The sequence below is a fragment of the Methylobacterium sp. TK31 genome (genome assembly GCF_055361545.1).
This window is the reverse complement of record NZ_CM143964.1, coordinates 4,313,736-4,326,524: the sequence shown is the minus strand read 5'-3', so window position 1 is coordinate 4,326,524 and position 12,789 is coordinate 4,313,736. Positions and strand designations below refer to the sequence as shown.

General features: G+C 71.0%; 12 protein-coding genes. 2 read left to right on the top strand and 10 right to left on the bottom strand.

Annotation, left to right across the window (positions count from 1 at the left end; all coding sequences use genetic code 11):
• Window positions 1-9: 9 nt before the first annotated feature.
• The 6 genes from lpxC to murB form a co-directional block, all read right to left on the bottom strand.
• A complete protein-coding gene (gene lpxC / locus ACXJY8_RS20085; RefSeq protein WP_463772718.1) occupies window positions 10-957 on the bottom strand; it encodes a UDP-3-O-acyl-N-acetylglucosamine deacetylase in 948 nt (315 codons plus the stop codon).
• A 329-nt stretch (window positions 958-1,286) separates the two neighbouring features.
• Complete coding sequence (gene ftsZ / locus ACXJY8_RS20080) at window positions 1,287-3,098, bottom strand: cell division protein FtsZ (RefSeq protein ID WP_463772715.1); 1,812 nt, start codon at window positions 3,096-3,098, stop codon at window positions 1,287-1,289.
• A gap of 119 nt (window positions 3,099-3,217) precedes the next feature.
• Window positions 3,218-4,540, bottom strand: a complete 1,323-nt coding sequence (gene ftsA / locus ACXJY8_RS20075; protein WP_056215981.1) for a cell division protein FtsA — start codon at window positions 4,538-4,540, stop codon at window positions 3,218-3,220.
• Between the two features lie 66 nt (window positions 4,541-4,606).
• Window positions 4,607-5,623, bottom strand: a complete 1,017-nt coding sequence (locus tag ACXJY8_RS20070) for a cell division protein FtsQ/DivIB (protein ID WP_463772711.1) — start codon at window positions 5,621-5,623, stop codon at window positions 4,607-4,609.
• Window positions 5,590-6,513: a D-alanine--D-alanine ligase gene (locus tag ACXJY8_RS20065; RefSeq protein ID WP_463772709.1), complete on the bottom strand. Its 924-nt coding sequence runs from the start codon at window positions 6,511-6,513 to the stop codon at window positions 5,590-5,592. The genes ACXJY8_RS20070 and ACXJY8_RS20065 overlap by 34 nt, the downstream gene beginning before the upstream one ends.
• Before the next feature lie 303 nt (window positions 6,514-6,816).
• Window positions 6,817-7,755: a UDP-N-acetylmuramate dehydrogenase gene (murB, locus tag ACXJY8_RS20060; protein WP_463772706.1), complete on the bottom strand. Its 939-nt coding sequence runs from the start codon at window positions 7,753-7,755 to the stop codon at window positions 6,817-6,819.
• Between the two features lie 113 nt (window positions 7,756-7,868).
• On the opposite strand from murB, the gene ACXJY8_RS20055 reads away from it, so the two are divergent.
• Complete coding sequence (locus tag ACXJY8_RS20055; RefSeq protein ID WP_463772703.1) at window positions 7,869-8,072, top strand: type II toxin-antitoxin system RelE family toxin; 204 nt, start codon at window positions 7,869-7,871, stop codon at window positions 8,070-8,072.
• Window positions 8,038-8,472: a helix-turn-helix domain-containing protein gene (locus tag ACXJY8_RS20050; protein ID WP_463772698.1), complete on the top strand. Its 435-nt coding sequence runs from the start codon at window positions 8,038-8,040 to the stop codon at window positions 8,470-8,472. The genes ACXJY8_RS20055 and ACXJY8_RS20050 overlap by 35 nt, the downstream gene beginning before the upstream one ends.
• Window positions 8,473-8,479: 7 nt before the next feature.
• On the opposite strand, the gene murC is transcribed toward ACXJY8_RS20050, so the two are convergent.
• From murC to ACXJY8_RS20030, 4 genes are all read right to left on the bottom strand, one after another.
• The gene (gene murC / locus ACXJY8_RS20045; protein ID WP_463772695.1) at window positions 8,480-9,895 is read right to left on the bottom strand and encodes a UDP-N-acetylmuramate--L-alanine ligase; all 1,416 of its coding nucleotides are present in this window, start codon (window positions 9,893-9,895) and stop codon (window positions 8,480-8,482) included.
• A 71-nt stretch (window positions 9,896-9,966) separates the two neighbouring features.
• Complete coding sequence (gene murG / locus ACXJY8_RS20040; RefSeq protein WP_463772692.1) at window positions 9,967-11,076, bottom strand: undecaprenyldiphospho-muramoylpentapeptide beta-N-acetylglucosaminyltransferase; 1,110 nt, start codon at window positions 11,074-11,076, stop codon at window positions 9,967-9,969.
• A complete protein-coding gene (locus ACXJY8_RS20035) occupies window positions 11,073-12,239 on the bottom strand; it encodes an FtsW/RodA/SpoVE family cell cycle protein (protein ID WP_056476877.1) in 1,167 nt (388 codons plus the stop codon). Before ACXJY8_RS20035 ends, murG begins: the two co-directional genes overlap by 4 nt.
• Window positions 12,240-12,434: 195 nt before the next feature.
• Window positions 12,435-12,692 (bottom strand): hypothetical protein, encoded by a 258-nt coding sequence (locus ACXJY8_RS20030; RefSeq protein WP_463772688.1) that lies wholly within the window; start codon window positions 12,690-12,692, stop codon window positions 12,435-12,437.
• Between the last annotated feature and the right edge of the window lie 97 nt (window positions 12,693-12,789).

The following is a 12,789-nucleotide window of genomic DNA, read 5'->3' as shown; positions in this document are numbered from 1 at the left end:
TCGGTGGCGCTACAGATCGCCGACGAAGGCGGCGATGCCGAGGCTGGCGCCGAACTCGGTCAGGCTGGCCTCGCGGCGGGCACCGGGACCCTCGACGATGGCGTAGTTGGCGCGATCGGAGAACAGGGCGGTGAGGACGCCGACATTCATGCGGTGGCCGCCGCAATAGGAGCGGTAGCCGCCCTGGAGCGGGAGCCCGGCGAGGGCGAGGTCGCCCACGGCGTCGAGGAACTTGTGCCGGACGAACTCGTCGGCGTAGCGCAGGCCCTCGGGGTTCACGACGGCGGTCTCGCCGACCGCGACGGTGTTCTCGAGGGAGGCGCCGAGGGCGAAACCGGCCTTCCAGTAGCGCTCCACGTCGCGCATCATGCCGAAGGTGCGGGCGCCGGCGATCTCGCGGCGATAGGCGGAGGGGGTGAGGTCCATCGCCTTGCGGCTGCGGCCGATCACCGGATTCTCGAAATCGATCTCGACGTCGAGGCGGAAGCCCCGGTCGATGGGGCGGAGCTCGGCGAAGGCCCGGCCGACCTCGATGCGGACGGAACGGAGGACCTTGATCCAGCGCTTGGCGGCGCCGCAGGTCGCGGTGCCGACGGCGTCGATGGCCTGTACGTAGGGGAGCGCGCTGCCGTCGAGGATGGGCATCTCGGGGCCGTCGATCTCGACGAGGACGTTGTCGATCCCGAGGCCGTAGAGCGCCGACATCAGGTGCTCGATGGTGGCGACGGCGCCGCTCTCGACGTCACCGATGACGGTGCAGAGTTCGGTGGCGGAGACGCAGGCGTGGTGGGCCTTGATGAGCCGGTCGTTGCCGGTGGGCATTCCGGTGCGGAGGAAGGCGATGCCGTGGTTGGCGGGGGCCGGATGCAGCGTGATCTCGACCGGGTTCCCGGAGTGGACGCCGATGCCGCTCAGGGTCGCGGGGGCTTTGAGGGTCGTCTGTTGGTTCGTTCGCATTCCATAGCCCTCGGCCGTGATCGGGCGCGCGCATCCCGTTGGGATGCGCTGTTCGCCCCTTGCGATCCGTCCGCTGCTTGAAGCCCCTGCCGGCGTCTGATGGCCGAAACCACCGCGCCTTGTCGTTCCAAAATTCGTATAGCCGCGCCTCAAAGGCAGGCCAAATCACGGATTCTTACGCTGTGTTACAGCCGCGGTTTCCACCAGCAAATCCGAATCTCGTTTTGAAACAACGCTTTAACAATAGGCATGGCCCGGAGCCGCGAGGCTCCGGGCCTGTGGCTGAAATATCTCAGCCCGGGTGTTGAAGGGTCCGTCGGACCCCGGCGTCAGTTCGCCTGGCGGCGCAGGAAGGCCGGGATCTCGAGCTGGTCGTCGTCCATCATGCGGGCCTGGGGGGCGACGCGACCCTGGGGATCGAGGTTGCCCTGGGCCGGGCGGTAGGCCGGGGGCGCCTGCACCGGGACGCGCTTGGCGTAGTCCGCGGGCGGGGCGGCCTGCGGGACCGGGGCGGCGGGCGCCCGCATCGGCGGGAGCGGCGCGGCCTCGACATCCTCGCGGCGTCCGCCGAAGCCCACCGTCGCGAGACGGCGCAGCAGCGTCATGCGCTTGGAATCGCCGGCCGGCTCCGCCGGCTGCTCCTCGCGGGCCCGGAGCTGGGCCTGGGCGGGAAGCGGCAGGTCCTGGATCTGCGGCATGCGGGGCGCGCGGGCCACGGCCACGGCCGGCCGGGGCGGCACGAACGGGCCGGCGGCGTGCTGGGGCGCGGGCTCGGGGGCCGGCATCGGCGCGGGCTCGTAGGACATGGCGGCGCGCGGCTGGGTCTGGGTCAGCATCACCTCGTCGCGCATCACCGGGGCCTGGGGCAGCTCGACCCGCATCGGCTCGGGGGCGAGGGCCACCGGCTCCGGCGCGCGCAGGGTCTGCTGCACCGGCGCCTGGACCGGGGCGGGCTGGAGCGGCGCGGCCTGGAACGACGCGGCCTGCAGCGACGCCTGGGCGGCGGGCTGCGCGGCCGGGGCCGCTACGGCTCCGTCCTGTCCGACGGGGCGAAAGGTGGAGGCGGGCTGTGCGGCCCGCGCCCTCGCTTCCGCACGCAGACGCTCGGCGACCTCGGCGATGCGCTGCTCGGTCTGCACGATGTCGGGGTTGTTCTGGGAGTTGGCGGCGATCAGGGCCGGCTCGATGCCGGTGGCGACCACCGAGACCCGGATGATGCCGTCGAGGCTCTCGTCGAAGGTGGCGCCGAGGATGATGTTGGCGTCCGAGTCGACCTCCTCGCGGATGCGGGTGGCGGCCTCGTCGAGTTCGTAGAGCGTGAGGTCGTTGCCGCCGGTGATCGAGATCAGCAGGCCGCGGGCGCCCTTCATCGAGACGTCGTCGAGGAGCGGGTTGGCGATGGCGGCTTCCGCCGCGCGGTTGGCGCGGTTCTCGCCCGAGGCCTCGCCGGTGCCCATCATGGCCTTGCCCATGCCGCGCATGATCGCGCGGACGTCGGCGAAGTCGAGGTTGATCAGACCTTCCTTGACCATCAGGTCGGTGATGCAGGCGACGCCCGAGTAGAGCACCTGGTCGGCCATCGCGAAGGCGTCGGCGAAGGTGGTCTTCTCGTTGGCGACCCGGAACAGGTTCTGGTTCGGGATCACGATCAGGGTGTCGACGGCGGCCTGGAGCTCCTGGATGCCGGCCTCGGCCGTGCGCATCCGGCGCACGCCCTCGAACTGGAAGGGCTTGGTGACGACGCCGACGGTGAGGATGCCCATGTCGCGGGCGGCGCGGGCGATGACGGGGGCCGCACCGGTGCCGGTGCCGCCGCCCATGCCGGCGGTGATGAAGCACATGTGGGCGCCGGAGAGCTGGTCACGGATCTCGTCGATCACCTCGTCGGCGGCCGCAGAACCGACCTCGGGGTGCGAGCCGGCGCCGAGGCCCTGCGTCACGCCGAGGCCCATCTGGATCACGCGCTCGGCCTTCGAGGAGGTCAGCGCCTGGGCGTCGGTGTTGGCGACCACGAACTCGCAGCCCAGCAGGCCGGATTCGATCATGTTGTTGACGGCGTTGCCGCCGGCTCCGCCGACACCGAAGACGGTGATGCGGGGCTTGAGTTCCCGGATATCCGGCGCCTGCAGACTGATGGCCATGGTGTCGAGCCTCTCGTGCCTTTCACGTTTCGTTTGACGCCTGCCTGAAGCCAGGAGCGCCGATTTGGGTCTGACCGTTCCGCCCACCCCGCGGGGTTTCGGGCGTTCCGGCGGTCGTCTCAGAAGCTCTCGCGGATCCAGCGTCCGACGCGCGAGAGGTAGCCGTCCGTTCCCGTGCCGGCGAAGGCCCCGTGGCCCCGCGGCTCGAAATGCTCCGCATGCGCCACCTGCGGGTAGACCAGGAGGCCCACCGCCGCCGAGAAGGCGGGGCCCTTGGCGGCCTCCGGCAGGCCGCGGATGCCCAGCGGCCGGCCGATGCGGACCTGGCCCTCCATCACCCGGCGGGCGACCTCCGGCAGGCCGACGAGCTGGCTCGCGCCCCCCGTCAGCACCACCCGGCGCCCGGCCTGGGCCGAGAAGCCCGCGGCGCGCAGGCGGTCGCGCACCAGTTCCACCACCTCCTCGACGCGCGGGCGGATGATCCGCACGAGCTGCGAGCGCGGCACGTGGTTGGGCGCGTCGCCCTCGTCCTCGCCGACCCCGTGGACCGCGATCATGTCGCGCTCGTCGGAGGCGGTAGCGATGGCCGAGCCGTAGAGGGTTTTGAGGCGCTCGGCCGCGGCGACCCGGGTGGAGAGGCCGCGCGCGATGTCCATGGTGACGTGGTGGCCGCCGACCGCGACCGCGTCCACGTGGACGAGGTGGCCGCCGGAGAACACGCCGACGCTGGTGGTACCGCCGCCCATGTCGACCACGGCGACGCCCATCTCGGCCTCGTCGTCCACCAGGGCCGAGAGGCCGGCGGCGTAGGGGGTGGCGATCACCGCCTCGACGCCGAGGTGGCAATGCTCGACGGCGAGCATGAGGTTGCGGGCCGCGGCCGCCTCGCCGGTGACCACGTGCAGGTCGACCCCGAGGGCGTCGCCCATCATGCCCGACGGATCGATGACCGTGCCCTGGCCGTCGATGGCGTAGCCGGTGGGCAGGGCGTGGAGCACGGCCCGGCCGGGACTGACGCCGTGGGCCGAGGCGGTCTCCAGCACGCGCTCCACGTCGGAGCCCGTGACGGTGCCGGTGCGGGTGCCGACGCGGGCCTCGAAGTGCTGCGAGCCGATGCGGCCGCCGGACATGTTGACGATGACCGACTGCACCTCGACCTTCGCCATCCGCTCGGCGGCGTGGACCGCCTGGCGGATCGCGCCCTCGGCGGCCTCGAGGTCGACGATCACGCCGCCCTTGAGTCCCTGCGAGCGCTGGTGGCCGATGCCGATGACGCGGGCGAAGTGGGTGCGCCCGCGCAGGGTGGTGAGGGCCTCGGCCGGCTGGAGCTCGGCGATGAGGCAGACGACCTTGCTCGTTCCGATGTCGAGCACCGAGAGGGTGGTGCTGCGCCGGGCGGAGAGCGGTTTCAGGCGTGGGGTGAGGCCGTGCGGGTCGTGCATCGGGCTACCGGGCGGAGCGGGTGTGGCGGGGACGGGACGCGGGATGCGCCGGACGGATCGTGCGGCTCATGTGCTGGTCCCCTTGGGCTTCGACTTCTTCTGAGATTCGGCGCGGGCCGCGGCCGCCTCCTCGGTGAGCCGCACCACCACCCGGTCGGGCATGCGCAGGTCCACCGCGATGATGTCCTTCTCGAGGATGCGGTTGTCGCGCTCGAGCTTGACCAGCCGGGCCAGGGCCTCGGTCGCCCCCGTCTCGGGCAGGCGGATGTCGACGCCGTCGAGCTTGAGGGTCCAGCGCCGGCCGGAGACGTAGGTGCCGGCCTTGACCCGCTCGGCCAGGGTGCCGGCCGCCTCGATCAGGGCGAGGTAGTCCTTGAGCTTCAGGTTGGCGTCGTCGCCGACCACGAGGGGAAGGGCGGCGTAGCGGTCGTCGCGCATCTGGTCGATCACCGTGCCGTCGGCGGCGATCACGGCGATCTCGCCGTTGCGCTGCCAGAGGGCGGCGGGCTCGCGCTCGACCTGGGTGATGACAATCTCGTTCGGATAGACCTTGCGCACGGAGGCGCTGGCGATCAGCGGCACCGCCAGCAGGCGCTCGCGGGCTTCCGCCACGTCGAGGAAGACCACCGAGGAATGGCCGTCGATGCCGGCGGCCTGCAGCACTTCGCGCTCGTAGAGCCGGGCGATGCCCGAGATGGTGACGCGCTCGACGCCGAAGCCGGCGAGCCGCGCCATGATGTCGAGGGGGCGGCCGTGCTCGGCCACGAAGCGGTCATAGGCGCCGCTGCCGACGAAGCCCGCAAGGGCGAGGGCCGCGAAGGAGACGGAGAAGCCCGCCGTGCCGAGGTGGCGCGGGACGCGGCGCTCGATCGGGAGGGCGAGACGGGAGCGGCGGCCGGGCGGCGCGAAGCGGCGCAGGCGGGCGCCGAGCGCCGCGCGGACGGAAGCGATCGTCCCGGCGGCGGGCCCGAGCGGACCCTGGCCCAGCGGACCTTGGCCCAGCGGACCTTGGCCCAGCGGACCTTGGCCGCCGAACGGGCCTTCGGCCCCTACCGGCCCAACGTTGCGTCCTCCACCATCCATTGGACGAGCTCACCGAAACTATAGCCCGCATGGGCTGCGATCTCCGGGACCAAGCTCGTCTTCGTCATGCCGGGTTGCGTGTTGACCTCCAGCACGACGAGGGCACCGGTTCCCCCCGGTGTGTCGTCGTAGCGAAGGTCCGCACGGCTGATGCCCCGGCACCCGAGTGCTTGATGCGCCGTTAACGACAACTCTTGGACACGCTGGTAAAGATTTGGTTTAATTTCTGCCGGGAGGACGTGGATCGACCCCCCCTCGGCGTACTTCGCGTCGAAGTCGTACCACTCCCCGGAAGCCGGCTTGATCTCGATCACGCCGAGGGCCCTATCGCCCATCACGGCGCAGGTCAGCTCGCGCCCGGCGACGTAGGTTTCCGCAAGGATTTCATCGCCATAGCCCCAATCCTCCCGGCCCACCTCCTGGGGCGGATGGGAGCGTCCGTCGCGCACGATGATGACCCCCATGGAGGAGCCCTCGGCCACCGGCTTCAGCACGTAGGGCGGCGTCAGCACGTGTGACTTTGCGGCCTCATGACGGTTAACGACGCGGCCCTCCGGGACGCTGACGCCGGCCGCCCGCATGACCACTTTGGCACGTTCCTTGTGCATCGCCAGTGCCGAGGCCAGCACGCCGGAATGGGTGTAGGGGATGCGCAGCAGCTCCAGCAGGCCCTGGATCGTGCCGTCCTCGCCCGCCGGCCCGTGCAGCGCGTTGAAGGCCACGTCGGGCCGCAGGTCGGTGAGCACCGTCGCGATGTCCGGCTGGACGTCGACGCGGGTGACGCGGAAGCCCTGCCCCTCGAGGGCATCGGCACAGGCATGGCCCGAATTCAGGGAGACCGGCCGCTCGGAGGACCACCCGCCCATGAGGACGGCGACGTGCTGGGACATGGGGACTCCGTCAGGTGTAGCGTCGGTCGCGGGAGAAGCTGTCGATGTCGTCGCGGAACGGTCTGGTCCGGTCCGTGGATGAGGGGGTGGTGGACACCTCAGAGCTCGGCATAGGCCTCATCATCGGCCGGCCCGCCCCATTCGGTGAAGGCCGCGAAGGGGTTCTCACCCTCGTGCAACGCCGTATCGTCCGTATCGGCATCCGTGGCCATGTGTGTCCCCCATTCGAAGAGCGCGCGGGCTCATCACCGGCGGCCTCGCGATCCCGGCTCCGGTGGGGATCGCAAGGCCGCCACGGAAGACCTACCGATTCGCGGTGGCGGGATCGAGACCGAGGCGCTTGATCTCCCAGTGGAGCTCGACGCCGGAGGTCTCGCGCACGCGCCGGCGCACCTCCTCGCCGAGCCCCTCGATGTCGGCCGCCGTGGCGTTGTCGCGGTTGATCAGGAAGTTGCAGTGCATCTCCGAGACCTGCGCGCCGCCGACCGTCAGGCCGCGACAGCCGGCCGCGTCGACGAGCTGCCAGGCCTTGGCTCCGGGCGGGTTCTTGAAGGTGGAGCCGCCCGTGCGCTCGCGGATCGGCTGGGCCGCCTCGCGGGCCGCCGTCACCCGCTCCATCTCGGCCTCGATCGTCTCGCGGTTCCCCGGGCGGCCCCGGAAGACCGCGCTCGTGAAGATCACGTCGTTGGGGGCGCCGCTGTGCCGGTAGGCGAAGCCCATCTCCGCATGGGTGAAGCGGCGCGCCTGCCCCCGGCGGTCGATGCCGTGGGCCTCCACCAGCACGTCGGTGGTCTCGCCGCCATGGGCGCCCGCATTCATGCGCAGCGCGCCGCCGACCGAGCCCGGAATGCCGCGGAAGAACGCCAGCCCGTCGAGCCCGGCCTCGGCCGCCGCCTTGGCGAGGCGCATGTCCGGCACCGCCGTGCCGACCCGCAGGGTCTCGCCGTCGATCTCCACCGTTCCGAAGGCCCGGCCGCCGAGGCGGATCACGACGCCCGGCACGCCGCCGTCGCGCACGATGAGGTTCGAGCCGAGGCCGATCACGGTGACGGGGGTCTCCGGGTCGAGGGCCGCCAGCAGAAGGCCGAGATCCTCCGCATCGGCGGGCGTGAACAGCACCTGTGCCGGACCGCCGACCCGGAACCAGGTCAGGTCCGACAGGGGCTGGTTGGCGATGAGCCGTCCGCGCAGGGCCGGCGCCCGGGCACGGATGTCGGGGGTGATGTCCGGGAAGGCGGTCATTGGGACTGGTGCTTTTCAGATAAAGCAACGAAAGGTTGCATGATCGGGTGCGGAGACGCGTGATGGGTCGGATGGTGGGTTACACACGCCCGGTAGCGCGTGCCCTCACCCGAATGCCGCCCAGAACGGAAGCGCTCATCCGCGAGAAACTGCGCCTCCTCGCCGAGAGGCCGGAAGCGCTCGCCAACAACGTCAGGGCGCTGAAGGGCACCGAGGGCTACCGGCTTCGGATCGGCGACTGGCGCGTGATCTTCACGATCGGGCCGGATGGGATCATGGTGCATGACATCGGCCCGCGCGGCTCGATCTACGGTTAGGAAGATCGGTATGACCATCGTGCGCACCAAGACGCCCTCGGGCGACGCCATCGTGATCCTGCCGGAAGCGGATTTCGAGCGACTCGTCGCCCTTGCGGAGGACGCGGCGGACGCGCGGACGTTGCAGGCCTCCTGCAATCGTCTGGCCTGCGGAGCGGACGAGGCGCTGAGCGAATCGGATCTCGATGCCCTGCGCCGGGCTCCGACCGCCCTTGCCTTCTGGCGGGGGCGCCGGGGGATGACCACGGCCGCCCTAGCGCGTCTCGGCGGGATCACCGAACCTGCCCTATCGGCGATGGAACGGGGCGAACGCGCGGCCGACATCGTCGTCTATCGCGCTCTCGCGGGCGCACTGGGCGTCGACCCGGAGGATCTCATCCCGGACGGTGCCGGCAGGTAGGCCGGGCTCACGCCTTCACGCCGTCCAGGGCGGAGAGTTCGCCCGGCAGGGCGTAGGCCCATTGCGTGATGTTGCCGGCACCGAGGCACACCACGTAGTCGCCGGGCTTGGCGCGGCCGGCGACGATGCCGGCGAGGTCCTCGGAGCGCTGCAGCGCGATGGCGTCGCGATGGCCGCGCGACTTCAGGCCCGAGACGAGACCGTCGCGGTCCATGCCCTCGATCGGCGCCTCGCCCGCCGCGTAGACGGGGGCGACGATGACCGTGTCGGCATCGTTGAAGCAGGTGCAGAAATCATCGAACAGCGAGGCGAGGCGCGTGTAGCGGTGCGGCTGAACGATGGCGATGACGTTGCCCTCGGTGGAGGCGCGGGCGGCCTTCAGCACCGCCTTGATCTCCACCGGATGGTGTCCGTAATCGTCGAAGATCAGGGCGCCGTTCCACTCCCCGGTCCGGGTGAAGCGGCGCTTGACGCCGCCGAAGCCGGCCAACGCCTTGCGGATCGCCTCCGGCTCGACGCCGAGCTCGTGGGCCACCGCGAGCGCCGCGGTGGCGTTCAGCGCGTTGTGCTTGCCCGGCATCGGCAGGACGAGGTCCTCCATCTCCAGGCGGAAGCCCGGGCGCCGGTCGCGGATCATCACGCGGAACCGGCTCTGACCGCCGCGCAGGTCCACGTCGATGAGGCGGACATCGGCCTGCGGATTCTCGCCGTAGGTGATGATGCGACGATCCTCGATGTGGCCGACGAGGTCCTGCACGATCGGGTGGTCGATGCACATCACGGCGAAGCCGTAGAACGGGATGTTGTCGATGAAGCGCCGGAAGGCGTCCTTGACCGCGTCGAACGAGCCGAAATGGTCGAGGTGCTCGGGGTCGATGTTGGTGACGATGGCGACGTCCGCCGGCAGCTTCAGGAAGGTGCCGTCCGATTCATCGGCCTCCACCACCATCCACTCACCCTCGCCCATGCGGGCGTTGGTGCCGTAGGCGTTGATGATGCCGCCGTTGATCACGGTGGGATCGAGGTTGCCGGCATCGAGCAGGGTGGCGACGAGGGAGGTCGTCGTGGTCTTGCCGTGCGTGCCCGCGATGGCGACGCAGGACTTGAAGCGCATCAGCTCGGCCAGCATCTCGGCCCGGCGCACCACCGGAAGGCGGCGCTCGCGGGCGGCCACGAGTTCGGGGTTGTCGCGGCGGATCGCGGTGGAGACCACCACGAGGGCGGCCTCCTCGACGTTGCCGGCCTCGTGCCCGATGAAGGTGCGCATGCCCTTCTCGGCCAGGCGCCGGACGTTGGCGTTGTCGTTGGCGTCCGACCCCTGCACGGTATAGCCGAGGTTGTGCATCACCTCGGCGATGCCGGACATGCCGATGCCGCCGATGCCGATGAAGTGGATGGGGCCGAGCTTGTCGGGCAGCTTCATGGGAAGGACCAGTCTCAGGGGCGTCGGGCGCGGACGAATGGGCGCCGACGGGATCTACCGGGCGGAAGGGCTCAAGGGTTCGCCGCCGTCGCGACGACGATGTCGGCCAGCCGCTCGGCGGCGTCGTGAATTCCAGCGCTTTTGGCGGCTGAGGCCGCCGCGGTCAATTTTTCGGGATTGGTGAAGAGGTCGACCAGCTCCGCCGTGAGGCGATCCGGCGTGAAGGCGGATTGCGGAATCGCCTGCGCGGCGCCGATGGTCGCGAGCGTCGCCGCATTGGCCGCCTGGTCCTGGTCGAGGGCGCCGGGCAGCGGTACCAGGATGGCGGGCCGGCCGATGGCGGCGAGCTCCGAGACCGTCGAGGCGCCGGAGCGGCCGATCACGAGATGGGCCGCCGCCATGCGGGCGGGCAGGTCCTTGAAGAAGGGCGCGGCCTCGAGGCCGGCGAGGCCCAGGCCGAGATAGAGGTTCTGGACCTGCGTCAGGTCCTCGGCCCGCACCTGCTGCACCAGGTGGAGGCGCGCACGCAGGTCGGCGGGCAGGTTGGCGATGGCACCGGGCACGACCTCGCCCATCACCCGGGCGCCCTGGCTGCCGCCGAAGACGAGGAGGTGCAGGGGATCGCCGGCGCCCACCGGCGGGTAGGGATCCTTCGCCGCCTCGAGCACCGCCGGGCGTAGGGGATTGCCGGTATGGGTCCGGGGGGCGAGGGCCTTGGCGGGCACGCCGCGCACGTCGCGAAAACCCGTGGCGATGGCCCGGGCACCCCGCGCCAGGAAGGCGTTGGCCCGCCCCATCACGGCGTTCTGCTCATGTAGGACGGTCGGCACCCGCAGGAGCTGCCCCGCCAGCATCGGCGGCACCGTGGGGTAGCCGCCGAACCCCACGATGGCGGCCGGGTTGATGCGTCGGATCTGCCGGGCGGCGACGCCGAAGCCCCGCCCGAGGGTGAGGAGCGCGGTGCCGCGCTGGATCAGGGAGCGGCCGGAGGGCGTGGCCGACGCGATGGTGACGATCTCGGAGGCCGGGAAGCCGGCGGCGATGGAATCCACCCGCGCATCAGTGGCCAGCACCACCCGCACGCCCCGGGCGCGCAGGGCATGCGCCAGGCTCTCGGCGGGGAACAGGTGCCCGCCCGTGCCGCCGGCACAGAGCAGGATCGTGGCGGTCGCAACGGTCAACGCATCACTCCGGCGATCGTCGCCGGGGCGGTGCCCGGCGGCTTCTGGCTCAGGGTGGTGGTCCGGGGGCGCTTGCGGGTCAAGGCCACGAGGAAGCCCATGCCGAGGGCCAGCGAGATCAGCGAGGAGCCGCCGTAGGAGACGAAGGGCAGCGTCATGCCCTTGGCGGGCATCAGCCGCACGTTCACCGCCATGTTGATGCAGGCCTGGAGCCCGAACAGGGTGGTCAGACCCGTGATCGCCAACCGCGAGAAGGTGTCGTCGGTGCGGCGGGCCAGCTTGAGGCCGCGCATGACGATGTAGGCGAAGAGCAGGACGAGCCCGAGGCAGACGATGGTGCCGAATTCCTCGCCCGTCACCGAGAAGATGAAGTCGGTATGGGCGTCGGGCAGGTGGCGCTTGGCGACGCCCTCCCCCGGGCCGGTGCCGAACCAGCCGCCGGAATTGAAGGATTGCCGGGCCCAGTAGCCCTGGAAGTTGTCGCCGGAATCGCTGTCGAGGAAGCGGTCGATGCGCTCGCGGACGTGGTGCAGGAAGCGGTAGGCGGCGGCGACGCCGATCAGGCCGCCGGCACCGAGGCCCGCCACCCAGAACCAGTGCAGGCCGGCCACGAAGAACAGCGCGCACCAGACGATGGTGATGAGCATGGTCTGGCCGAAATCGGGCTGCAGCACGAGGGGCACGATGGTGACCGGCAGGAGCAGGATCGCCAGCAGGCCGCCCGGCATGTCGCGGCGCTGGGCGCCCTCCGAGAAGGCCCAGGCCGCCACCACCACGAAGGCGGGCTTCACGAATTCCGAGGGCTGGATGCCGATGGCGCCGAACTGGATCCAGCGATGGGCGCCCTTGATCTCCGGCCCGAACTTGCTCGCCAGGATGCAGAGGGCGACGCCCATCATCCAGGTGAAGAGTGCGACGCGCCGGATGTGGCGCAGGGACAGGAAGGACACGCCGACGATGATGAGGATCGTGGGCGCGAGGTAGAGGGCCTGCCGGTTGAGGAAGTGGAAGGTCGGCAGGCCGATCTTCTCGGCCACCGGCGGCCCGCCGCCCATGAGGAAGACGAGGCCCGCCACCATGAGCGCCCCGAGCCCGGCGAGGAGGCCGCGGTCGACGGTCCACCACCAATCCGTCAGGGGCGTGCGTTCGGCGCGGGACATCATGGGATCAGCGCTCTCCGGGGCCTCACGGCGCCCGGACGGGGGCAGCCGATCGCGGCCGGCAGCGTGATGCCGGCCCGGATCGATCCTGTGCCGGAATGGTAAACCAAGTGTTGCGGGAACGGTGTTTGGCCGGCAGCGGAGGGGCCGGACGGCGGCTCGCCCCCTCCCGCTTCGGCCCGGCGGCGCCTGTTCGGCCTAGCGGCGCATCGACTTGAAGCGGCAGGTGCGGCCGGTGTCGCGGTAGCCGGCCGGACATTGCCGGACGCAGGCGCCGGCCGCGAATTTGAGCGGCGGCGGACAGGCCCGGGCGGCCCCGCGCTGCTGGAATTCATAGGATTGTGCCGGTCCGGCCATCGCCCCCGGATCGAGGAGCAGGGGTGCGACCAGGAGCAGGCCGGTCAGGCCGGCGAGACGTAGACGATGTGGGCGCAGGCGGATCTGGCGCAGGGTCATGACGGGGTTCCGATCGGGAGGTGCGTGCGGCGCCGGGCCCCTCGGTGGGAGCGCGGCGGCCGCACGGACAATGCTCCGCTGCGCGATCGGTTCGCCG

Excerpts from the sequence above, each read along its gene's own strand:
- lpxC (WP_463772718.1), bottom strand. The coding sequence starts at position 957 with ATGCGAACGAACCAACAGACGACCCTCAAAGCCCCCGCGACCCTGAGC.
- ftsZ (WP_463772715.1), bottom strand. The coding sequence starts at position 3,098 with ATGGCCATCAGTCTGCAGGCGCCGGATATCCGGGAACTCAAGCCCCGC.
- murB (WP_463772706.1), bottom strand. The coding sequence starts at position 7,755 with ATGACCGCCTTCCCGGACATCACCCCCGACATCCGTGCCCGGGCGCCG.
- ACXJY8_RS20030 (WP_463772688.1), bottom strand. The coding sequence starts at position 12,692 with ATGACCCTGCGCCAGATCCGCCTGCGCCCACATCGTCTACGTCTCGCC.
- ACXJY8_RS20055 (WP_463772703.1), top strand. The coding sequence starts at position 7,869 with ATGCCGCCCAGAACGGAAGCGCTCATCCGCGAGAAACTGCGCCTCCTC.
- ACXJY8_RS20035 (WP_056476877.1), bottom strand. The coding sequence starts at position 12,239 with ATGATGTCCCGCGCCGAACGCACGCCCCTGACGGATTGGTGGTGGACC.
- ACXJY8_RS20070 (WP_463772711.1), bottom strand. The coding sequence starts at position 5,623 with ATGGATGGTGGAGGACGCAACGTTGGGCCGGTAGGGGCCGAAGGCCCG.
- ACXJY8_RS20065 (WP_463772709.1), bottom strand. The coding sequence starts at position 6,513 with ATGTCCCAGCACGTCGCCGTCCTCATGGGCGGGTGGTCCTCCGAGCGG.
- murC (WP_463772695.1), bottom strand. The coding sequence starts at position 9,895 with ATGAAGCTGCCCGACAAGCTCGGCCCCATCCACTTCATCGGCATCGGC.
- ACXJY8_RS20050 (WP_463772698.1), top strand. The coding sequence starts at position 8,038 with ATGACATCGGCCCGCGCGGCTCGATCTACGGTTAGGAAGATCGGTATG.
- ftsA (WP_056215981.1), bottom strand. The coding sequence starts at position 4,540 with ATGCACGACCCGCACGGCCTCACCCCACGCCTGAAACCGCTCTCCGCC.